Raw genomic sequence first — 23,155 nt, 5'->3', positions numbered from 1 at the left:
GAGCCGTCATGAAACGTTAAGTATAGGCCCAGATAGCTCAGTGGTAGAGCACTTGCATGGTAAGCAAGCGGTCGTAGGTTCAATTCCTATTCTGGGCAGAAGTAATGGTTGGAGTAAAACTAATTTAATGAGGATTCTGAAATGTCAAAAGAAACTTTTCAACGTACTAAACCCCATATCAACATAGGGACCATTGGACACGTTGACCACGGTAAAACTACGCTAACAGCTGCAATTACACGCGCACTGTCAGCAGAGGGGTTAGCTAATTTTTGTGATTACAGTTCTATTGACAATACTCCTGAAGAAAAAGCTAGAGGAATTACTATCAACGCTTCTCACGTTGAATACGAAACCCCTAACCGTCACTATGCTCACGTAGACTGTCCTGGTCACGCCGACTATGTTAAAAACATGATTACTGGTGCGGCTCAGATGGACGGAGCGATTCTCGTTGTTTCCGCTACTGACGGTGCTATGCCTCAGACAAAAGAACACATTCTGTTGGCAAGACAGGTAGGGGTTCCTTACATTGTTGTTTTCCTTAACAAAATCGATATGATTTCTCAAGAGGATGCCGAGCTTGTCGACTTGGTCGAAATGGAATTATCCGAGCTTCTAGAAGAAAAAGGTTACAAAGGCTGCCCTATCATTCGTGGTTCTGCTTTGAAAGCTTTAGAAGGCGATGCAAGTTATGTTGAAAAGATTCGCGAGCTAATGCAAGCAGTGGATGATAATATCCCTACCCCAGAACGTGAAGTTGATAAACCTTTCTTAATGCCTATCGAAGACGTATTTTCTATTTCCGGTCGTGGTACAGTCGTCACAGGCCGTATTGAACGAGGAGTCGTTAAAGTTGGCGATAAGGTGCAAATTGTTGGTTTGAGAGATACTCGAGAAACAATTGTTACCGGCGTAGAAATGTTTAGAAAAGAACTTCCAGAAGGTCAGGCAGGAGAAAATGTGGGCCTACTTCTTAGAGGTATTGGAAAAAATGATGTTGAGCGCGGTATGGTGATTTGCCAACCTAACAGCGTAAAATCCCATACACAATTTAAAGGTACTGTTTACATCTTGCAAAAAGAAGAAGGCGGACGTCATAAGCCTTTCTTCACCGGATATAGACCACAATTCTTCTTCCGTACAACAGATGTAACAGGTGTCGTCACTCTTCCTGAGGGTGTAGAGATGGTAATGCCAGGCGACAACGTTGAATTTGATGTTCAGTTGATTAGCCCTGTAGCTCTAGAAGAAGGTATGAGATTTGCTATTCGTGAAGGTGGTCGTACAATCGGTGCTGGAACGATTTCAAAAATTATTGCCTAAATCAGGTGATTTTATAAGCATGATTAAGATGATCAGTCTTAATCATGCTTTTTTGGGTGTGTAGCTTAGCTGGTAGAGCAGTGGCCTCCAAAGCCGCCGGTCGGGGGTTCGACTCCCTTCGCACCCGTATAGACTTAATTTTTGATCTAGAAATTTGCTTATGAAACAACGCAATCACCAAGAGACACTCTCTAAGAAAATCGCTAAAGCTAACAAGCAAGCTGGTGCTGGCTTTCTAGATGAAATTAAAAAAATTGAATGGGTCAGTAAACGCGATCTGAAAAGATACGTTAAAATCATAATAGCTAGTATTTTTGGCTTAGGCTTTTCTATATATTGTGTAGATTTGGTGTTTCGTAAGCTACTTACGTTGTTAAGTGGTATAACAAGCTTTGTGTTTGGTTAGTTGCATGTTTAAATGGTATGTCGTTCAAGTTTTTACGGCTCAAGAGAAAAAAGTAAAAAAAGCTTTAGAAGGTTTTAAGGAATCTTCCGGAATGACGGATTTTATACAAGAAATTGTCTTGCCTATAGAAAACGTAATGGAAGTAAAAAAGGGTGAACATAAAGTCGTCGAGAAGTTCATCTGGCCGGGATACCTATTAATTAAAATGCATCTAACCGATGAGTCTTGGTTGTACGTAAAAAATAATCCAGGTGTTGTTGAATTTTTAGGTGGGGGAGTACCTCTAGCTTTATCCGAAGATGAAGTGAGAAATATTTTAAAAGACATTGAAGAGAAAAAAGCCGGTGTTGTGCAAAAACATAAGTTCGATGTTGGCTCCAGAGTCAAAATTAACGATGGCGTTTTTGTAAACTTTATCGGTGTTGTTTCTGAGGTGTTCCATGATAAAGGGCGTTTGAGCGTCATGGTATCCATCTTTGGAAGAGAAACTCGTGTTGATGATTTAGAGTTTTGGCAAGTGGAAGAGGTAGCCCTAGAACAAGAAAGTGAATAAGAGTAAGAAAATCTGTGTATTCTTATTCTCTATCTTCTTATAATTTTAGTTTTTCGTTTCTTCCTCTTCATTCATAGAGGGACGTCAAGATAGAGTAAGGTTTTTAGTATGTCGAATAAAAAGGTGATTAAGTTAATTAAACTACAAATTCCTGGTGGTAAAGCCAACCCAGCTCCTCCAATAGGGCCAGCTTTAGGTGCTGCTGGTGTAAATATTATGGGTTTTTGTAAAGAGTTTAATGCTGCAACGCAAGATCGTCCTGGAGACCTGTTGCCAGTAGTCATTACTGTTTATTCGGATAAAACTTTCACTTTCATAACCAAACAACCTCCCGTATCTTCTTTGATCAAAAAGGCATTAAATCTAGAGTCTGGGTCTAAAATTCCGAACAGAAATAAAGTCGGAAAATTAACCCAAGCGCAAGTTACAGCTATTGCCGAACAAAAAATGAAAGATATGGACGTCGTTCTTCTTGAGTCTGCAAAGCGTATGGTAGAAGGAACTGCCCGAAGTATGGGTATAGACGTCGAGTAAATTGTAATAGGGCTGCATAATTATGACAAAACATGGAAAACGTATACGAGGCATCTTAAAAAGTTATGATTTTTCAAAGTCATATTCTCTGCAAGAAGCTATAGATATTTTAAAACAATGCCCCCCAGTGCGCTTTGATCAAACTGTCGATGTATCTATTAAATTAGGCATAGATCCAAAGAAAAGCGATCAACAAATTCGAGGGTCTGTTTCCTTGCCCCACGGCACAGGGAAAACTTTAAAAATTCTTGTGTTTGCTGCTGGAGAAAAAGCTAAAGAAGCTTTAGACGCTGGAGCTGATTTTGTAGGTAGCGACGATCTTGTTGAAAAAATTAGAGGCGGCTGGGTTGACTGTGATGTCGCAGTTGCTACTCCAGATATGATGCGTGAAGTAGGGAAGTTGGGAAAGGTTCTAGGACCTAGAAACCTTATGCCTACACCTAAGGCTGGAACAGTAACCATGGACGTGACTAAAACTATTGCTGAGTTGCGTAAGGGGAAAATTGAATTTAAAGCAGACCGCGCCGGCGTATGTAATGCTGGTGTAGGTAAGCTGTCGTTTGATGGACACCTTCTTAAGGAAAACATCGAAACTCTATGCTCTGCTTTAATTAAAGCTAAGCCGCCTGCAGCGAAGGGGCAATATCTGGTATCATTTACAGTTTCCTCCACTATGGGACCTGGTATTTCTGTCGATACTAGAGAGTTAATGGCGTCTTAATTCAAGAGGGAAAATGAAAGAAGAAAAGAAATTACTTCTTCGAGAGGTAGAAGAGAAGATCTCCGCATCCCAAGGTTTTATTTTATTGAGATATCTTGGATTTACGGCAGCACACTCTAGAGAGTTTCGTAATTCACTCTCCGGAGTCTCTGCAGAATTTGAAGTATTAAAAAAGAGAATTTTTTTCAAAGCTATGCAGAGCGCTGGTTTTGATATAGATTCTTCGGATACAAGCGGACACCTAGGTGTAGTCTTTGCTTATGATGATGCTGTTTCTGCAGCAAAGCAAGTATTAGATTTTAATAAACAATATAACGATTCACTAGTTTTTCTTGCCGGACGAATTGATAGCGCTAACTTGTCTGGTAAAGAAGTAGAGGCTGTTGCCAAATTGCCTTCAATGAAAGAACTGAGACAGCAAATTGTTGGACTATTAGCTGCTCCGATGTCTCAGGTCGTTGGAATTATGGGCTCAGCTCTTTCTGGTGTTATTTCCTGTATCGACCAGAAAACGCAAAAAAACTAAGAAGAATGTTAAAACTCTCAAATTAAGTAAGGGTGACAAAAGTGACGACACAAAGTTTGGAAACTTTAGTAGAGACATTAAGCAGTTTAACAGTATTAGAACTGTCCGCTTTAAAAAAATTATTAGAAGAAAAATGGGATGTCACTGCCGCTGCTCCTGTGATGGCAGTTGCTGCTGGTGCTGCTGGCGCTGGTGCTGAAGCTGCTCCTGCTGAATCTACAGAATTTGCAGTGACTTTAGAAGAAGTTCCTGCAGATAAAAAAATAGGCGTTTTAAAAGTAGTCCGAGAAGTTACAGGATTGGCTTTAAAAGAAGCTAAAGAAATGACAGAAGGCTTGCCTAAAGTTGTTAAAGAAAAGACTTCTAAGTCTGATGCTGAGGAAACAGTTAAGAAATTACAAGAAGCTGGAGCAAAAGCTTCCTTTAAAGGCTTGTAATTTATAGGAAAGAAAAATCTGTAAGATTTTTCTTTTCCTTTTTTATCATGTATACAATTGTAGTACTCCCTTAATACGGCATACGTAGGCTTGTTTAAGGGAAGTCTTTTGGCATCACAATAGTCTTAGGAGAGCTCGCATGTTCAAATGCCCGGAGCGGGTTAGCGTCAAAAAAAAAGAAGATATCTTAGATCTTCCAAATCTTATTGAAATTCAAATTAAGTCATATAAGCAATTTCTTCAGATTGGTAAGCTTGCAGAAGAGCGCGATAATATCGGCTTAGAAGAGGTTTTCAGAGAGATTTTTCCAATTAAATCTTATAATGAAGCTACCATTTTAGAGTATCTATCTTATAACTTAGGTGTGCCGAAGTATTCTCCCGACGAGTGTATCCGTCGCGGAATCACCTATAGTGTTACTTTAAAAGTTCGCTTCCGTTTGACTGATGAAACAGGAATTAAGGAAGAAGAAGTCTATATGGGTACTATACCCATTATGACGGATAAAGGAACCTTTATTATTAACGGGGCTGAAAGGGTTGTTGTTTCTCAAGTACACCGTTCTCCTGGGATTAATTTCGAACAGGAAAAACATTCTAAGGGAAACATTTTGTTTTCTTTCAGAATCATTCCTTATCGAGGTAGCTGGTTAGAGGCTATTTTTGATATAAATGATTTAATTTATATCCATATTGATAGAAAGAAACGTCGCCGTAAGATTTTAGCTATAACGTTTATCCGTGCCCTAGGATATTCATCAGACGCTGACATTATCGAAGAATTTTTCCAAATAGAAGAACACTCTTTAAAAAGTGAAAAAGATTTTTCTTTCTTAGTAGGTAAAATCTTAGCCGATAATGTTTTAGATGAAGCTTCTTCTTTAGTTTACGGAAAGGCTGGAGAAAAACTTAGCACAGCTATGTTAAAACGTATGCTCGATGCTAATATCTCAACTTTAAAAATAGCTGTAGAGGCTGATGAAAATCACCCTATCATCAAAATGTTGGCTAAAGATCCAACAGACTCTTATGAAGCTGCTTTAAAGGATTTCTATAGAAGATTACGTCCCGGTGAACCTGCGACTTTAGCAAATGCTCGCTCTACAATTATGCGTCTATTCTTTGACCCAAAACGTTATAACTTGGGAAGAGTAGGTCGTTATAAATTAAATAGAAAACTTGGATTCCCCATGGATGAAGAGTCCTTGGCACAAGTTACTTTAAGAAAAGAAGATGTAATTGGTGCTTTGAAGTATCTTATCCGCTTAAAAATGGGTGATGAAAAAGCTTCGATTGATGATATCGACCACTTAGCTAACCGTCGTGTACGCTCTGTAGGAGAACTTATCCAAAACCAATGCCGCTCTGGATTGGCTAGAATGGAAAAAATCATTCGAGAAAGAATGAATTTATTTGATTTCTCTTCCGATACATTGATTCCAGGAAAGATTATCTCCGCAAAAGGTCTTGCCAGCGTTTTAAAAGACTTTTTCGGTCGTTCTCAGCTTTCCCAATTCATGGATCAAACCAACCCTGTGGCCGAATTAACGCATAAACGACGTTTGTCAGCTTTAGGTCCAGGAGGTTTGAATAGAGAAAGAGCTGGATTTGAAGTCCGCGACGTGCATGCGAGCCATTACGGACGTATATGCCCAATTGAGACTCCAGAAGGACCAAATATTGGTTTGATTACTTCTCTATCTTCTTTTGCAAAAATCAACGAATTCGGATTCATTGAAACTCCTTATCGCATTGTTAGAGATGGAGTGGTTACCGACGAAATCGAATACATGACTGCCGATGTCGAAGAAGAATGTGTGATTGCTCAGGCTTCAGCGAATTTAGATGAATACAATATGTTTGTAGATCCTGTATGCTGGGCAAGATATCGTGGAGAAGCTTTTGAAGCAGACACAAGTACCGTCACGCATATGGACGTTTCTCCAAAGCAATTGGTATCGATTGTTACAGGTTTAATTCCATTTTTAGAACATGACGACGCTAACCGTGCTCTCATGGGATCAAACATGCAACGTCAAGCCGTTCCTTTATTGAAAACTGAAGCTCCTATTGTGGGAACAGGTTTAGAAGCACGTGCCGCTAAAGATTCAGGTGCTATTGTTGTCGCTGAAGAAGATGGGGTCGTGGAATATGTTGACGGTTATAAAGTAGTCATTGCAGCTAAACATCACCCAACACTTAAACGCACTTACGATCTTAAAAAGTTCTTAAGATCAAACTCTGGTACCTGCATTAATCAACGGCCTTTATGTAGTGTGGGAGATGTTGTAGTCAAAGGTGATGTCATAGCTGATGGTCCTGCTACAGATAAGGGAGAACTTGCTTTAGGAAAGAACATCTTAGTTGCCTTCATGCCTTGGTATGGATATAACTTCGAAGATGCGATTATCATTTCTGAAAAATTGATTAAGCAAGATGCCTACACCTCAATTTATATTGAAGAGTTTGAATTAACAGCTAGAGACACAAAATTAGGAAAAGAAGAGATTACTCGTGATATTCCTAACGTTTCTGAAGAAGTCCTCGCTAACTTAGGTGAAGACGGAATTATTCGTATTGGTGCTGAAGTCAAGCCTGGGGATATTCTTGTTGGTAAAATTACCCCAAAATCAGAAACAGAATTAGCTCCTGAAGAACGTTTGTTACGTGCAATCTTTGGAGAGAAAGCTGCTGATGTTAAAGACGCTTCTCTGACTGTACCTCCAGGAACAGAGGGAGTTGTCATGGATGTGAAAGTCTTCAGTAGAAAAGATAGGCTTTCTAAAAGTGACGACGAGCTTGTAGAAGAAGCTGTTCATTTAAAAGATCTACAGAAAGGTTATAAGAATCAGATTTCAGTATTAAAAATAGAGTATCGTGAAAAATTAGGAGCTCTATTGCTCAATGAAAAAGCTCCAGCTTCGATTATACATCGTCGTACCGCCGATATTTTGGTTCAAGAAGGTACTGTGTTTGATCAAGAGACAATAGAACTGCTCGAGCAAGAGTCTTTGGTCGATCTCCTTATGCCTCCCTGCGATATGTATGATGTTTTAAAATCTCTACTTTCTGATTACGAGACATCTTTACAACGTTTGGAAGTCAATTATAAAACTGAAGTTGAACATATTCGTGAAGGCGATGCTGATCTTGATCATGGTGTGATCCGCCAAGTTAAGGTATATGTCGCTTCAAAACGAAAACTGCAAGTTGGAGATAAAATGGCGGGACGTCACGGAAACAAAGGAGTTGTTTCTAAGATTGTTCCTGAAGCAGATATGCCCTACCTTGCTAACGGTGAAACTGTACAGATGATCTTGAACCCTCTCGGTGTGCCTTCCAGGATGAACTTAGGCCAGGTATTGGAAACTCATCTTGGTTACGCTGCAAAAACTGCCGGTATTCATGTAAAAACTCCAGTATTTGAAGGCTTCCCAGAGTCTCGTATCTGGGACATGATGATAGAACAAGGTTTACCCGCAGATGGTAAGTCTTACTTGTATGATGGAAAGACCGGAGAGAGATTCGACAATACCGTGGTGATCGGCTACATTTACATGTTGAAGCTGAGCCACTTAATTGCAGATAAAATTCACGCTAGATCTATCGGTCCTTATTCCTTGGTCACCCAGCAGCCTCTCGGAGGTAAAGCTCAAATGGGAGGTCAAAGATTTGGAGAGATGGAAGTTTGGGCTTTAGAAGCTTATGGAGTAGCGCATATGCTCCAAGAGATTCTTACAGTGAAATCAGACGACGTTACTGGTCGAACAAGGATTTATGAATCCATTGTTAAAGGAGAAAACCTCCTGAAGTCAGGAACACCTGAGTCGTTTAACGTTTTGATCAAGGAAATGCAAGGTCTAGGACTTGATGTTCGTCCTATGGTAGTAGATGCTTAAAAAATCACTTATTGGAGAAAAACAATAATGTTCGGAGAAGGTTCTCGAGACAATGTCGCTCTATCTAAAGAGGGGCTATTTGATAAATTAGAAATTGGAATTGCCTCAGATATTACTATTCGTGATAAGTGGTCTTGTGGGGAAATCAAGAAACCTGAAACAATCAATTACCGTACGTTTAAACCTGAAAAAGGTGGACTATTTTGCGAAAAGATTTTTGGTCCTACAAAGGACTGGGAATGCTGTTGTGGTAAATACAAGAAGATCAAACATAAAGGTATTGTTTGTGATCGCTGCGGAGTAGAGGTGACTCTTTCTAAGGTTCGTCGTGAACGTATGGCTCATATTGAGTTGGCAGTACTTATCGTACATATATGGTTTTTTAAGACTACACCTTCAAGAATAGGTAACGTCTTAGGAATGACCGCTTCTGATCTTGAAAGGATTATTTATTACGAAGAATATGTAGTTATCGATCCAGGTAAAACAGATTTAAATAAAAAGCAGCTTTTAAATGATGCTCAATATCGAGAAGTCATCGAGAAGTGGGGGAAAGATTCCTTTGTAGCTAAAATGGGCGGAGAGGCTATCTATGATTTGTTGAAATCAGAAGATCTCCAAAGTTTATTAAAGGAGCTTAAGGATCGTCTGCGAAAAACCAAATCTCAGCAAGCCAGAATGAAACTTGCTAAGCGATTGAAAATTATCGAAGGTTTTGTCTCTTCTTCGAACCACGCTGAGTGGATGGTTTTAAAAAGCGTTCCTGTTGTTCCACCCGATCTGCGTCCTTTGGTTCCATTAGATGGTGGAAGGTTTGCTACTTCTGATTTAAATGATTTATACCGTCGTGTAATTAACCGAAATAATCGTCTAAAAGCTATTTTAAGGCTAAAAACTCCTGAAGTGATCGTTCGTAATGAAAAACGTATGCTACAGGAAGCTGTGGACGCTCTATTTGATAACGGTCGTCATGGACACCCTGTGATGGGAGCTGGGAACCGTCCATTAAAATCCCTTTCTGAAATGTTGAAAGGGAAAAATGGACGTTTCCGACAAAATCTTTTAGGTAAGCGTGTGGACTATTCTGGACGTTCTGTCATTATCGTGGGTCCAGAATTGAAGTTTAATCAATGCGGTTTGCCTAAAGAAATGGCTCTTGAATTGTTTGAACCCTTCATTATTAAAAGATTAAAAGATCAGGGTAGTGTCTATACTATTCGTTCTGCTAAGAAAATGATTCAACGCGGAGCTCCCGAAGTTTGGGATGTTCTAGAAGAAATTATTAAAGGCCATCCCGTATTGCTTAACCGAGCTCCTACACTCCACCGCTTAGGAATACAGGCGTTTGAACCTGTATTAATTGAAGGTAAAGCGATTCGTGTGCATCCCCTAGTCTGCGCAGCATTTAACGCGGACTTCGATGGAGATCAAATGGCTGTTCACGTGCCACTGTCTATAGAAGCGCAATTAGAAGCCAAAGTTTTGATGATGGCTCCTGATAACATCTTCTTGCCATCTTCTGGAAAGCCTGTCGCTACACCTTCTAAGGATATGACCTTAGGTATTTACTATCTTATGGCAGACCCGACATATTTTCCCGAAGATCACGGAGGAAAAATCAAGATCTTTAAGGACGTTACGGAAGTCTTGCGAGCCTTGTATTCTGGCGGATTCCTAGATGAACATACGGATGGTCGTCGCGATGAAACAGGTCGTGGTATTCATATTCACGAGAAAATTAAAGTACGCATCGATGGTCAAGTGATTGAAACGACTCCAGGAAGAGTTCTGTTTAATAGAATTGTTCCTAAAGAGTTAGGGTTCCAAAACTACAGCATGCCAAGTAAGCGTATCAGTGAATTGATTTTACAATGCTATAAGAAAGTGGGGCTGGAAGCTACTGTACGCTTCTTAGATGATCTCAAGGACTTAGGATTTATCCAAGCCACAAAAGCGGCGATCTCTATGGGATTGAAAGATGTAAAAATTCCTGAGATTAAAAGTGAAATTCTTAAAGAAGCTTATGACAAGGTTGCCATTGTTAAGAAACAATACGATGATGGTATTATCACCGATGGCGAACGTCATTCTAAAACGATTAGTATTTGGACTGAAGTTTCAGAACTCTTATCCGATGCTCTGTATGTTGAAATTAGTAAGCAAACTAAAAGCAAACATAACCCTCTGTTCTTGATGATAGATTCAGGAGCTCGAGGTAACAAGTCTCAGTTGAAGCAGTTGGGAGCTTTACGAGGTTTAATGGCGAAGCCAAACGGTGCGATTATCGAATCCCCGATTACCTCTAATTTCCGCGAAGGATTAACCGTTCTTGAGTATTCCATTTCTTCTCACGGTGCTAGAAAAGGTTTAGCTGATACTGCATTGAAAACAGCGGATTCTGGGTATTTAACTCGAAGACTTGTTGACGTAGCTCAAGATGTCATCATTACCGAAAAAGATTGCGGAACATTGAATCATATCGAAATTACTGCAATTCGCCAGGGTTCAGAAGAGCTGTTACCTTTAAAAGATCGTATTTATGGTCGTACGGTATCAGAAGATATCTATCAACCTGGTGATAAAAGTAAGCTTCTGGCTGAGAATGGCGATGTGATTACATCTGCTCAGGCTGAACTGATTGATGACGCAGGAATTGAAAGTATTAAAATTCGCTCCACACTTACTTGTGAAAGTCGCCGTGGTGTCTGCGCTAAGTGTTACGGGTTAAACCTTGCTAATGGTCGCCTGATTGGTTTGGGAGAAGCTGTCGGTATTATAGCCGCTCAATCCATTGGTGAACCTGGAACACAGCTAACAATGAGAACGTTCCACCTTGGAGGTATCGCAGCGACATCTTCAACTCCAGAAATTGTTACAAACTGTGATGGTATCCTAGTATACATAGATCTACGTGTTGTTGTGGGTCAAGATGGAAATCACTTGGTCTTGAATAAGAAAGGCGCTATCCATGTTGTCCGTGATGAAGGACGTAGTTTAGAAGAATACAAGAAACTTCTAAGCACCAAGTCTATAGAAAGTTTAGAGACTTATCCAGTAGAGCTCGGTGTGAAGATTTTAGTAGGTGATGGGGAGAAGGTAACTGCAGGCCAAAGAATTGCTGAGGTCGAATTACATAATATTCCAATTATTTGTGATAAGCCTGGTTTTGTAAAATACGAAGACTTAGTAGAGGGTATTTCTACAGAAAAAGTAGCTAACAAAAACACAGGTTTAGTCGAGCTTATTGTTAAACAGCATCGTGGAGAACTACATCCTCAAATTGCTATTTATTCTGATCCTGGTTTGACAGAATTGGTTGGAACATACGCGATTCCTTCTGGAGCGATTGTTTCTGTCGAAGAAAATCAAAAAGTTGATCCGGGGATGTTATTAGCAAGATTACCTCGAGGAGCCATTAAGACTAAGGATATTACCGGGGGGCTACCTAGGGTTGCTGAATTAGTTGAAGCTCGTAAGCCTGAAGACGCTGCAGATATTGCAAAGATTGATGGTGTTGTAGACTTTAAAGGAATTCAGAAAAATAAACGTATTCTTGTTGTCCGTGACGAAATCACAGGAATGGAAGAAGAACACCTGATTCCGTTGACCAAACACTTAATTGTTCAACGTGGAGATCATGTAATGAAAGGACAGCAGCTAACAGATGGCTTGGTTGTTCCACATGAGATCCTAGAAATTTGCGGTGTGCGCGAATTGCAGAAATATTTAGTGAATGAGGTTCAAGAAGTTTATCGTCTACAAGGTGTGGACATTAATGATAAGCATGTGGAAATCATTGTTCGTCAAATGTTGCAGAAGGTTCGCATTACTGACCCAGGTGATACTACTTTACTCTTCGGGGAAGAAGTGAATAAAAAAGAATTCTACGAAGAAAATAAACGTACTGAAGAGGAAGGTGGAAAACCAGCACAAGCTGTTCCTGTATTATTGGGAATTACCAAAGCTTCCTTGGGTACAGAATCGTTTATTTCTGCCGCATCCTTCCAAGATACGACGCGGGTATTAACTGATGCAGCGTGTAGTAGTAAAACTGACTACCTATTAGGATTCAAAGAGAATGTCATTATGGGACACATGATTCCTGGAGGTACAGGGTTTGATACACATAAGCGCATTAAGCAGTACTTAGAAAAAGAACAAGAGGAACTTGTCTTTGACTTTGTAAGTGAGTCTGAATGCGCTTGTTAGCTAGGCTTTAATGATCAAAATAGGAGGTTAAGATTAGACCCATAACCTCCTTGATCGTAATATTTTTTTTTTGGTAGTCTCAGCAAAAGACGAATAGTGATAACAGGGTGCGTATGTCCAGTCAATTCGAGCAACTCAAACTCTTGAGCGTTCTTGTTTGTGACACTGGTGATCCAGAGTTAGTTAAGTCTTCAGAGTCTCAAGATGCAACGACAAATCCGTCTCTTATTCTCAAAGTTGCACAAGAACCAAAGTATCAAGAATTGCTAACAGAAGCTATTGCTTGGGGAATTCGACAGAATGGTGATGATGTTCAAACCCTCACTTTTGTTTTAGACAAAATACAAGTGAATTTTGGTCTAGAAATTCTAAAACACATTCCAGGTAGAGTTTCTTTAGAAATAGATGCTCGTCTTTCGTTTAATACAGAAGCTATGGTACAACGAGCTATTTTCTTAAGCGAGTTGTTTGCTGCCTCTGGAGGAGATAAAAAGCGTCTTTTAGTTAAGATTCCCGGTACTTGGGAGGGGATACAAGCAGTAGAATTATTAGAGAAACAAGGTATTGCTTGTAATGTCACCCTGATCTTTAATTTAATTCAAGCTATCGCTGCTGCAAAAGCAAAAGCCACTTTAATTTCGCCATTTGTTGGGCGCATTTATGATTGGTGGATAGCAGCTTATGGAGACGATGGGTACTCTATAGATGCAGATCCTGGTGTAGCTTCTGTATCGAATATCTATACATATTATAAGAAGTTTGATATCACTACACAAATTATGGCTGCTTCTTTTCGTTCTAAAGAACAGGTGTTAGCTTTAGCTGGATGTGATTTATTAACAGTTTCTCCTAAACTGTTAGACGAACTCAAGAAGGATCAGTCTCCAGTCGAAAGAAAGTTAGACCCAGCCGAAGCTAAGAAACTCGATGTTCAGCCTGTTGAATTAACAGAAAGCATATTCCGTTTCTTAATGAATGAAGACGCTATGGCTACCGAGAAACTCGCTGAGGGAATCCGTATATTTTCTGGTGATACCCAGATTCTTGAAGCCGCTGTTACAGAATTTATTAAGCAAATAGCTGCACAAGATGTGTAAGAAAAACTGCCTTAAAGTTTTAATAATACTGTAAGGCAAATTAAAGAAGATAAGATGAACCATAACTCGTTACTTGTTTTTTCCTGTCCCTGCTGTTGCGAAGGAGAAGTTTCTTTTTCGGTATTTAGCTTGGAGGAAGTCCTAGCCTGTAGTTGTTGTTCTTCTACATATACTTTCGACCCAGCAATGCGTAACTCTATTCGTCAATTCGCTGCGTTATGTCTAAGGATATACGAGGCCTCTCCTATACTAGGAAATGCCGCAGTTTCTGTATCCGTGAAAGATCAGGCTGTAGAAATACCTTTCCAGCTACTCTTTTCTAGATTCCCCGTCGTGTTTAATTTAACTCTTGAAGGAAAACAGATAGCAGTTCGTTTTATTTTTGATGCTCTCAAAAGGGAAGTTTTACATAAAGAAAGGGCATCTTTAGTCTAAATAGTTTTGAAACCTTATCCTATCTCTTCTTGTAAGGCTTTGAGCGCTTCTCTAAGGATCATATCCCCAGAAGTAGCTTCTTTTTCTGAAAGCCTAAAGGAAGACACCGTCTTTAAGAAAATCAAAGATACATTGGGGTAGTCATCCAAGGTAGCTGTGCTTGTAAAAATATAAGCCTTGTGGTTGATGACCGCAACGCCTTGAAGACAAAAGACTTTGCCCCACGAAGAATTCTTTTCTGTTTTGATAATGGTGAATTCTCCATTAAGAGATTGAATATGAGTGAATACAGAAGATTCTAGTGTCATGTCATTGGCTTTGTGATAAGCCAGTATCTCTTCAATGTATTCAGGTTGATTCTTCGATATAATTTCTTGAGAAATATTGATCGTGGGGGTTAAAGAGCCCGTCCCTTGGCCAATAAATACGACATCCAGTTTTTCAGGAAGTTGTGTTTTATCATTTATGCACTGCCAGTTACTCGGGATGCGAATAGTATATTCATCTGTAGAATAAGTAACCCAAGAAACTAAGGGTTTTTCTTTTGTTTGTTGTGTTGTTCTTCGACTTTTATGCGCTCTTTTTGTAACGTTGCGGGAAGCCGTTGCCTTAGAAATACCAGATTGTGATTTTTTCAATGCTCTTCGTTGAGAAACGCTCGAGGGATGTCTTTGGGCCGGTTTTGCTGTACTTTGTGTTTGAGGATTTGCACTCATTGTAAGAGACAAACTAGTAAACAGAAAAGAAACAAGAGCATGAAGTTTCATAGAAATCTTTTATTTAAATGATCAAATGCTATAATCTGTTGGGTTAGTTGGATCATAATCGAATTTTTTTTTAAGATAAACTCTGTTTTCTTAACGGTAGCAATGATATGGCAGATCTCGGTGCAGAAGATAAATTAAAGCAAATCTGCGATGCTCTACGAATAGAAACTTTAAAGCCTGCTGAAGATGAAGCAGACGCTATTGTGCGTAATGCAAAGGAACAGGCAAAAAGGATAATAGACGAGGCTCAAGAAGAAGCTAGTCGCATTATTACTTCGGCTACAGAAGAAGCTGATCACAAACTAAAACAAGGAGAATCTGCTTTAGCGCAAGCAGGCAAGCGTTCCTTGGAAAGTTTAAAACAAGCTGTAGAAAATAAAGTTTTTAAAGAGTCCTTGGCGGAGTGGCTAGAGAATACTTTAGCTGATCCAGAGGTGTCTGCTAAACTTGTTGCAGCGTTGATACAGGCTATAGAAGACAAAGGCATTTCCGGGGATCTTACAGCCTATATCGGTAAACACGTGGCAACAAGAGCCGTGAATGAATTCCTAGGGAAAACCGTTTTGGCGAAACTTAAAGGTAAAGGAGTCGCCATCGGGAAGTTTGTCGGTGGTGTTCAATTAAGAGTGGAAGATAAGAACTGGGTTTTAGATCTTAGTTCAGATACCTTGCTTGATCTTTTGATGCGTTATTTGCAAAAAGATTTTCGTGAAATGATATTTCAGGGTTCCTAGTTTTTTCTCATACATAGGATCCTAACCAATTTTAGAGTTATTGCCATGACTCAATACTATTTTTTATCGTCGTTTTTTCTTCCTCAGCTTCCTGAGTCTCGCCCTGTTTATTCTTTTGATGATCTTGATGCTCTTCTACATTTAAACTTATCCAAAGAAGATCTAGGATACTATGTTATCTTAAAACGCTTCTTTGATTTTGAAAATTTTGCGTTTTTCTGGTCAGGAAAGCCATTGCCTCATTCTTATGGTGTAGTCACACAAGAGAATGTCGAAAGTATGGTCAATCTCCAACAATGGTCTGATGATTGTGAATTTGAGGATTTCTTTAAGGATTTCTTGTTGCAATATAAGACTTCTCAAGAACGTGTTGAGAACTTTTCCTCATTAGTTAGGGAATTTCTATCTTATTATCAACAGAGTTCTTCTGAGTTTCTTCATACGTATTTTACTTTTAAGCAAAACCTACGTGTGATTTTAGCTGGCTTTCGTTCCCGGGTGATGAAGCTTGATGTTTCTTATGTATTAAGGGATGAAGATAGTTCCAATCCTGTCGTGCTTCAAGTGTTGATGCAAAAAGATGCACCTAATTATGAATTACCCGAAGAATTCTCAGATTTGAGTGATGTGTTACAAGACTATGGACGTTTACCTCATACATTGAATCGTACATTATCTTTGTACGAATTTCATAAGATTGAAGAGATGTACCGAGACAAATATTTTGATACAAATGCAGTTTTGGCAAGGGTGACTGCGTATTTATTTGCTATTCGCAATAGCATGGTAGATTTAGAGAAAGGCAAAAACATTATTAATTCTATGGAAAAGGCAATCACATGGTAACAACTTCGGGACAAACGACTCAGGGATATGTTATAGAGGCCTATGGCAATTTATTGCGTGTACGTTTTGATGGACACGTGCGCCAAGGGGAAGTTGCTTACGTTAATGTCAATGACGCGTGGTTAAAGGCTGAAGTTATTGAGGTTGTTGGTCAAGAGGTTAAGATCCAAGTCTTTGAAGACACGCAAGATGTTTGTCGAGGAGCTTTGGTTACTTTCTCTGGACACTTGCTAGAAGCGGAATTAGGGCCAGGATTATTACAAGAGATTTTTGACGGATTGCAAAATCGTCTGCAGGTGTTGGCAGAGAGCAGCTTTTTCTTAAAAAGAGGAGAATATGTCAATGCTCTTTGTAAGAACACATTGTGGGAATACACTCCCAAAGCTGTTGTTGGAGATGTTCTTGTTCGTGGAGATGCTCTAGGGGTGGTTAAAGAAGGGTACTTTAATCATAAAATTATGGTGCCATTTTCTTGTTTCAAAGAGGTAACGATTACCTGGGTGATCTCAGAAGGTGAATATAGTGTTGACACCGTAGTTGCTAAAGCTCGAGATGCTGATGGTCAAGAATATAGCTTTACTATGGTTCAGAAATGGCCGATTAAGCAAGCCTTCATCCAAGGAGATAAAGTTCCTTGCCATGAAATTATGGACGTGGGTGTCAGGATTTTAGATACCCAAGTTCCTGTATTGAAAGGAGGAACATTCTGTACTCCTGGTCCTTTTGGCGCAGGGAAAACGGTTCTGCAACACCATTTATCTAAATATGCGGCTGTGGATATTGTGATTCTCTGTGCTTGTGGAGAGCGTGCCGGTGAGGTGGTCGAGGTATTGCAAGAATTTCCTCATCTTACAGATCCACATACTGGAAAATCTTTAATGCATAGGACGTGCATTATCTGTAATACATCCTCCATGCCTGTGGCTGCTAGGGAATCCTCTATCTACTTAGGTATTACTATAGCTGAATATTATAGGCAAATGGGTCTGCACGTGCTTTTACTCGCAGATTCAACATCACGATGGGCTCAAGCTTTAAGAGAAATTTCTGGAAGATTAGAAGAAATCCCTGGGGAAGAGGCTTTCCCAGCCTATCTGGCATCGAGAATAGCAGCATTTTACGAACGTGGTGGTGCTGTCCGTATGAAAGATGGTTCTGAAGGCTCCTTAACGATATGTGGAGCTGTATCTCCTGCTGGAGGGAATTTTGAAGAACCTGTAACTCAGGCGACTTTATCAGTAGTGGGTGCCTTTTGTGGTCTTTCTAAGGCTCGTGCTGATGCGAGACGTTATCCTTCAATTGACCCGATGATTTCATGGTCAAAATACTTAGACCAAGTTGGAGAGATACTAGAAGATAAGGTTCAAGGGTGGGGAGAAGCAGTAAAAAAAGCTAATTACTTTCTTCGTGAAGGCTCTGAAATTGGCAAACGCATGGAAGTGGTTGGGGAAGAAGGGATCCCCATGGAGGATATGGAAATCTACTTAAAATCTGAGTTATACGATTTCTGCTACCTTCAACAAAATGCTTTTGATCCCGTGGATTGTTATTGCCCTTTTGATCGGCAAATTGAGTTATTTGCATTAATGAGTCGTATTTTTGATGCGAGATTTAATTTCGATAGTCCCGACAATGCGAGAAGTTTCTTCCTGGAATTGCAAAGTAAAATCAAAACCTTAAATGGACAGAAGTTCCTTTCTGATGAATATAAGGAAGGGATGGAAGTAGTTCTTAGGTTGTTAGAGACGAAGATGGTACAAACAGCGTAAAAGGTTATGCAGACAATATATACAAAAATTACCGATATCAAAGGAAACTTGATAACCGTAGAAGCTGAGGGAGCACGTTTAGGCGAATTAGCAGAAATAGAACGAGTCGATGGAAGATCTTCGTATGCCTCGGTTTTGCGTTTCGATGCTAAGAAAGTGACTCTACAAGTCTTTGGAGGGACTTCTGGATTATCAACAGGAGACCGCGTGGTGTTTTTAGGACGTTCTATGGAGGTTACTTATGGAGAATCTCTAATAGGTAGACGTTTGAACGGGGTAGGTAAACCTATTGACGGTGAGGGAGAGTGTTTTGGCGATCCGATTGAAATATCAACGCCTACATTCAATCCTGTGTGTCGTGTTGTTCCTAGAGATATGGTACGCACCAATATTCCTATGATTGATGTATTCAATTGTTTAGTGAAATCACAAAAAATTCCTATTTTCTCGTCTTCAGGTGAGAAGCACAATGCCTTATTGATGCGTATAGCGGCACAAACAGATGCGGATATCGTCATTATTGGAGGCATGGGGTTAACCTTTGTTGATTATAGCTTTTTTGTTGAGGAGTCGAAGAGGTTAGGCTTTGCTGATAAAAGTGTAATGTTTATTCATAAGGCTGTAGATGCACCTGTAGAATGTGTATTGATTCCTGATATGGCCTTAGCATGTGCTGAAAAATTTGCTGTAGATCAAAATAAAAATGTTTTGGTCTTACTTACAGATATGACGGCATTTGCAGATGCTTTAAAAGAAATCGCTATTACCATGGACCAAATTCCTGCAAACCGTGGGTATCCTGGGTCTTTGTACTCTGATCTTGCTTTACGCTATGAAAAGGCTGTGGATATAGCTCAGGGGGGATCGATTACGTTAATTAGTGTGACTACTATGCCCGGTGATGATATTACTCATCCTGTTCCTGACAATACAGGATTCATTACAGAAGGGCAGTTTGACCTCAAAAATAATTGTATTGATCCTTTTGGTTCTTTGTCGCGTTTGAAACAATTGGTGATTGGTAAGGTAACCAGAGAAGATCATGGAGATCTAGCAAATGCATTAATACGGCTGTATGCCGATTCTAGAAAAGCTAATGAAAGAATGTCCATGGGCTTTAAGTTATCCAATTGGGATAAAAAGTTATTGGCATTTGCAGAGCTTTTTGAAACACGATTAATGAGTTTAGAAGTAAATATTCCTTTAGAAGAAGCTTTGGATATTGGTTGGAAAATTCTTGCTCAAAGTTTCCATTCCGAAGAAGTAGGAATAAAGGAACAGTTGATCAATAAGTATTGGCCTAAGTCATGTCTTCACAGGTAAAGTTAACAAAGAACGCCTATCGTTTAGAAAAGGTAAAACTTTCTCGTCTAGAAACATATTTACCCACGCTAAAATTAAAGAAAGCCTTGTTACAAGTAGAAGTAACCAATGCTATTCGAGAGGCCAGTGAATGTATACAAGCATATGAAGAATCTAGAGAAAGCATATATGCCTTTGCTGAGCTCTATAGTGTCCCTCTCTATGTTGATGCTATAGTCAATAGCTTTAAGATCGAGAGAGTTGAAAAAGAATATGAAAACGTCACAGGAGTCGAAGTTCCTGTAATAAAGAACATCGTTTTAACAGAATCTTCTTATTCTGTTTTAGATACCCCGATTTGGGTAGACACTCTTGTCGCTTACTCTAGAGAGTTTGTAGTTAATAAAGTGCGCTCTGAAGTGGCTGTGGAAAAGCAAAGAATTTTAGAGGACGAGTTAAGAAATGTCTCTATTCGTGTAAATCTTTTCGAGAAAAAGCTGATTCCAGAGACAACACGTATGATTAAGAAAATCGCCATTTTCTTGAGTGATCGTAGTATTACAGATGTTGGCCAAGTCAAGATGGCTAAGAAAAAGATACAGCAGCGTAAGGAGGAATCCGAATGCGCGTAAATGTAGATAAGTATCTTTTTATTGGGAGAAATAGCTCGGAATTTCTTACTGCTTGCAGAGAACTCGGAGTTGTCGAGTTTATTTCCGATAAGAGATTCGTGACTTCAGAAAAAATGCGGCGTTTTTCTGAATGTTTGAAGATTCTAAACAGTTTGAAAAGAGAATATCCTGCATCTGATTTGTCATTGTCAAAATCTGAGGACTTAACCGTAGAACAGATATTAGATGAGGTATTTGCTCTACACCAAGAAATCCTGGCTTTCACGGAAACGACAAAAGCTTTAAGGAAAGAGATCCTTAGAGTGAAACCTCTAGGTGCATTTTCTTCTAGTGATATTGCGGAATTTACAAAAAAAACAGGATTAACCCTAAGGTTTTTCTATCGAAAACATGTTGATGGACAAGAGCTAGAAGTTGATCAATCGAATGTTTTCTACTTATCTACGGCGTATAATTTCGATTATTACGCTGTCATTGGTGTTGTGGGCCTATCCAAGGACCAATTTACAGAGATTGATGCCCCACACTCTATTAATGAGCTGCAATCGCAAGAAGCTGTCCTTTTACGAACGATCCACCATAAAAAATCAAGAATCTGCGAGCTTTATGCTTATCGTCAGGATATTCTTGAAGGACTGTGTAATTATACTAATGATCAGCAACTCAAGCATGCCGAAGGAAGTGTTGAAGAGCTTTTTGATGGTAGGATGTTCTCTATTTCGGGATGGGTAATCTCTGATCGCATCACAGAATTAGAAAAACTTTGCGACGAATTTGATGTTTGCCTATACAAGGTCGCTGCAAATCCAGATGAGATTGTTCCTACCTATTTAGAAAATAGGGGTTTGGGACGCATTGGGGAAGATCTAGTGAATATTTATGATACACCAGCATCTTCAGATAAAGATCCTTCGCTATGGGTATTTATCTCCTTTTTCTTCTTCTTCTCTATGATTGTCAATGATGGTGGTTACGGTCTTGTTTTCCTAGCCACCTCGTTGTTCATAACATTTAAAGCACGTCGTGCACTTAAAGGTTCCAAGCCATTAGCACGTTTCCTGAAGATGTTTTCTATTTTAGGATTAGGATGTATTTGTTGGGGATTTGCTACCACGTCCTTTTTTGGCATTTCTGTCAGTCCTTCAAATCCTTTGCGAGAGTTCTCTCTTACGCATGTATTGGCATTGAAAAAGGCAGAATATTATCTAGAAAAGCATCCTAAAGGATATAAAGAGTTAGTGAATGAATATCCTCTATTGAAAGATAAGCATACGCCAAAAGAGTTTCTCCTCGCTACTGAAGTTGCTAATGGCGATGCAGGTAAACGCGCTATTGTCTATGATAAGTTTACAGACAATATCCTCATGGAATTAGCTTTATTTGTCGGAGTGATTCATATGGCTCTGGGCATGTTGCGTTATATACGTCAGCGCTATTCAGGGCTTGGATGGATCATTTTTATGTGCGGTGCCTATCTGTATATCCCTTTATATTTGCAGTCTGTATCTTTAATTCATTACCTATTCCATGTCCCTTATGATTTGGGAGGCATTTTAGGTTATTATGGCATATTTGTAGGTATCGGTCTTGCAGTCTCTGGTGCGGTGTTACAACGTGGTGTTGGCGGTATCGATGAGATTACAGCGATTATTCAGGTATTCTCAGATGTTTTATCTTATTTGCGTATATACGCATTAGGCTTGGCCGGTGCCATGGTAGGAACAACGATAGTACAGATTAGTCATCGGTTTTCTCCTGCTATAGCCTTCGTGATTATTCTGTTTGGGCATTCCGTGAACATAGCACTTTCTATTATGGGGGGAGTGATTCACGGTCTAAGATTAAACTTTATTGAGTGGTATCACTATAGTTTTGATGGAGGAGGAAAGCTCCTACATCCCTTAAAGAAAGTAATATGCCATAAGGTTGCGGATTCCTAGGGATAGATTTAGGTAATAATTCTGTGGTTTGGTAGAATTCGAGACCTTTGGAAAGATGAAGTTATAAGCAAGACAATTCAAGAATATATTCTCGAGTTTTTTTGCAGTATTATTATGAGGTATAGAGGTACATAATGATTGATTTATCGGTTGTTGGTCCTGTTTTTGCCATGGGCTTAGCAATGATAGGCAGTGCCCTGGGTTGTGGTATGGCAGGGGTGGCTTCGCATGCTGTGATGTCTCGAATTGATGAGGGACATGGAAAAATTATAGGCTTATCTGCAATGCCTTCTTCGCAATCCATCTATGGATTGATTTTTATGCTTTTGCTTAGAGATGGTATAAAAGATGGTAAAGTTAGTGCTATAGGCGGGATTGCTGTCGGGCTTTCTGTAGGGGTTGCCCTATTAATATCGGCTGTAATGCAGGGGAAATGTTGTGTAAGTGCTATCCAAGCTTATGCACGCTCTTCAGCTATTTATGGTAAATCTTTTGCATCTATTGGGATAGTTGAATCGTTTGCACTCTTTGCTTTTGTGTTTGCGTTACTCTTGTTCTAGACGCTTATGGATTCTCCTATTCTCTCTGGGGTCTATACTGTGTTTGTCTGGATGTTCGCAGCCGTGCCTGTCCTCATTCACGGAATTTATAGATAATGATTACACAGCTGCAGCACATCTGGGTATAGAACAAACCTGTCTACGTGAAACATTGGGCCAACAGGTTGTTGTTATCTGGAATTTACCTTATCGGATGCAGTATGTCCTTCCAGCGACTTTGCATCTTTGGGTTTACTATGGTGATGGGAAAATAGAAAAATTGACGTATGAGGTGCGTCAGCTTTCTGGTTACCGTATTTACTGTCTCAAGGGTGAGGATTTCAAAGAACGCCAGGGGATTGTTTCCTACAAGGTTTCTTTATCTAGTGGGGATAAGGAAATAGTCAGTAGACGACATCATCTTTGGATGGAAGTCATTTCCCTGGATGCTTCTTAGGCCGACGAATTTTAACATGACATCTAA

The 23,155-nt window shown here is 39.6% G+C and carries 20 protein-coding genes and 2 tRNA genes; 21 read left to right on the top strand and 1 reads right to left on the bottom strand.

Features of this window, described 5'->3' with window-relative positions; genetic code table 11:
• Window positions 1-26: 26 nt before the first annotated feature.
• From CHAB577_RS03520 to CHAB577_RS03460, 13 genes are all read left to right on the top strand, one after another.
• Window positions 27-98 (top strand) — tRNA-Thr (locus tag CHAB577_RS03520).
• 43 nt (window positions 99-141) lie between these two features.
• On the top strand, window positions 142-1,326 hold the full coding sequence (gene tuf, locus CHAB577_RS03515) for an elongation factor Tu (RefSeq protein WP_006343364.1): 1,185 nt from the start codon (window positions 142-144) through the stop codon (window positions 1,324-1,326).
• Between the two features lie 54 nt (window positions 1,327-1,380).
• Window positions 1,381-1,453, top strand: a tRNA-Trp gene (locus tag CHAB577_RS03510).
• 33 nt (window positions 1,454-1,486) lie between these two features.
• Entirely contained in the window at window positions 1,487-1,732 is a 246-nt protein-coding gene (secE, locus tag CHAB577_RS03505) for a preprotein translocase subunit SecE (protein WP_011097247.1), read from the top strand.
• 4 nt (window positions 1,733-1,736) lie between these two features.
• Window positions 1,737-2,285: a transcription termination/antitermination protein NusG gene (nusG, locus tag CHAB577_RS03500; protein WP_006344282.1), complete on the top strand. Its 549-nt coding sequence runs from the start codon at window positions 1,737-1,739 to the stop codon at window positions 2,283-2,285.
• A gap of 108 nt (window positions 2,286-2,393) precedes the next feature.
• Complete coding sequence (gene rplK, locus CHAB577_RS03495) at window positions 2,394-2,819, top strand: 50S ribosomal protein L11 (RefSeq protein WP_006343361.1); 426 nt, start codon at window positions 2,394-2,396, stop codon at window positions 2,817-2,819.
• Between the two features lie 22 nt (window positions 2,820-2,841).
• Window positions 2,842-3,540 carry a 50S ribosomal protein L1 gene (rplA, locus tag CHAB577_RS03490; RefSeq protein ID WP_011097246.1) on the top strand — a complete coding sequence of 233 codons (699 nt, stop codon included), beginning with the start codon at window positions 2,842-2,844 and terminating at the stop codon, window positions 3,538-3,540.
• 13 nt (window positions 3,541-3,553) lie between these two features.
• A complete protein-coding gene (gene rplJ / locus CHAB577_RS03485) occupies window positions 3,554-4,066 on the top strand; it encodes a 50S ribosomal protein L10 (RefSeq protein ID WP_006344280.1) in 513 nt (170 codons plus the stop codon).
• Window positions 4,067-4,107: 41 nt separating this feature from the next.
• On the top strand, window positions 4,108-4,503 hold the full coding sequence (rplL, locus tag CHAB577_RS03480; protein ID WP_011097245.1) for a 50S ribosomal protein L7/L12: 396 nt from the start codon (window positions 4,108-4,110) through the stop codon (window positions 4,501-4,503).
• A 139-nt stretch (window positions 4,504-4,642) separates the two neighbouring features.
• On the top strand, window positions 4,643-8,401 hold the full coding sequence (gene rpoB / locus CHAB577_RS03475; RefSeq protein WP_011097244.1) for a DNA-directed RNA polymerase subunit beta: 3,759 nt from the start codon (window positions 4,643-4,645) through the stop codon (window positions 8,399-8,401).
• 27 nt (window positions 8,402-8,428) lie between these two features.
• Window positions 8,429-12,610 carry a DNA-directed RNA polymerase subunit beta' gene (gene rpoC, locus CHAB577_RS03470; protein WP_011097243.1) on the top strand — a complete coding sequence of 1,394 codons (4,182 nt, stop codon included), beginning with the start codon at window positions 8,429-8,431 and terminating at the stop codon, window positions 12,608-12,610.
• A 113-nt stretch (window positions 12,611-12,723) separates the two neighbouring features.
• Window positions 12,724-13,707, top strand: coding sequence for a transaldolase (tal, locus tag CHAB577_RS03465; RefSeq protein ID WP_011097242.1), 984 nt, complete (start codon window positions 12,724-12,726; stop codon window positions 13,705-13,707).
• A gap of 54 nt (window positions 13,708-13,761) precedes the next feature.
• Window positions 13,762-14,142, top strand: a complete 381-nt coding sequence (locus tag CHAB577_RS03460; RefSeq protein WP_011097241.1) for a hypothetical protein — start codon at window positions 13,762-13,764, stop codon at window positions 14,140-14,142.
• Between the two features lie 14 nt (window positions 14,143-14,156).
• Here CHAB577_RS03460 and CHAB577_RS03455 read toward each other — a convergent pair whose 3' ends face one another.
• Window positions 14,157-14,909 carry a hypothetical protein gene (locus tag CHAB577_RS03455; RefSeq protein WP_011097240.1) on the bottom strand — a complete coding sequence of 251 codons (753 nt, stop codon included), beginning with the start codon at window positions 14,907-14,909 and terminating at the stop codon, window positions 14,157-14,159.
• 107 nt (window positions 14,910-15,016) lie between these two features.
• Between CHAB577_RS03455 and CHAB577_RS03450 the strand changes: the two genes are divergently transcribed.
• The 8 genes from CHAB577_RS03450 to CHAB577_RS03415 all read left to right on the top strand — a co-directional run bounded on the left by CHAB577_RS03450 (window position 15,017) and on the right by CHAB577_RS03415 (window position 23,128).
• Window positions 15,017-15,643: a V-type ATP synthase subunit E gene (locus CHAB577_RS03450; RefSeq protein WP_011097239.1), complete on the top strand. Its 627-nt coding sequence runs from the start codon at window positions 15,017-15,019 to the stop codon at window positions 15,641-15,643.
• 45 nt (window positions 15,644-15,688) lie between these two features.
• Window positions 15,689-16,489: a DUF2764 family protein gene (locus CHAB577_RS03445; protein ID WP_011097238.1), complete on the top strand. Its 801-nt coding sequence runs from the start codon at window positions 15,689-15,691 to the stop codon at window positions 16,487-16,489.
• Window positions 16,483-18,258 carry a V-type ATP synthase subunit A gene (locus CHAB577_RS03440; protein ID WP_011097237.1) on the top strand — a complete coding sequence of 592 codons (1,776 nt, stop codon included), beginning with the start codon at window positions 16,483-16,485 and terminating at the stop codon, window positions 18,256-18,258. The genes CHAB577_RS03445 and CHAB577_RS03440 overlap by 7 nt, the downstream gene beginning before the upstream one ends.
• Window positions 18,259-18,264: 6 nt before the next feature.
• Entirely contained in the window at window positions 18,265-19,581 is a 1,317-nt protein-coding gene (locus tag CHAB577_RS03435; protein WP_011097236.1) for a V-type ATP synthase subunit B, read from the top strand.
• Window positions 19,566-20,192: a V-type ATP synthase subunit D gene (locus CHAB577_RS03430; RefSeq protein WP_011097235.1), complete on the top strand. Its 627-nt coding sequence runs from the start codon at window positions 19,566-19,568 to the stop codon at window positions 20,190-20,192. The genes CHAB577_RS03435 and CHAB577_RS03430 overlap by 16 nt, the downstream gene beginning before the upstream one ends.
• Window positions 20,183-22,132 carry a V-type ATP synthase subunit I gene (locus CHAB577_RS03425; RefSeq protein WP_011097234.1) on the top strand — a complete coding sequence of 650 codons (1,950 nt, stop codon included), beginning with the start codon at window positions 20,183-20,185 and terminating at the stop codon, window positions 22,130-22,132. Before CHAB577_RS03430 ends, CHAB577_RS03425 begins: the two co-directional genes overlap by 10 nt.
• A 134-nt stretch (window positions 22,133-22,266) precedes the next feature.
• Window positions 22,267-22,692 carry an ATP synthase subunit C gene (locus tag CHAB577_RS03420; protein ID WP_006344267.1) on the top strand — a complete coding sequence of 142 codons (426 nt, stop codon included), beginning with the start codon at window positions 22,267-22,269 and terminating at the stop codon, window positions 22,690-22,692.
• Window positions 22,652-23,128, top strand: a complete 477-nt coding sequence (locus tag CHAB577_RS03415) for a hypothetical protein (RefSeq protein WP_011097233.1) — start codon at window positions 22,652-22,654, stop codon at window positions 23,126-23,128. Before CHAB577_RS03420 ends, CHAB577_RS03415 begins: the two co-directional genes overlap by 41 nt.
• The last annotated feature ends 27 nt before the right edge of the window (window positions 23,129-23,155 follow it).

This window comes from Chlamydia abortus, from assembly GCF_002895085.1.
Classification (GTDB): domain Bacteria; phylum Chlamydiota; class Chlamydiia; order Chlamydiales; family Chlamydiaceae; genus Chlamydia; species Chlamydia abortus.
Note: the sequence above shows the minus strand (reverse complement) of the source record. Positions and strands in the feature narration are given on the sequence as shown.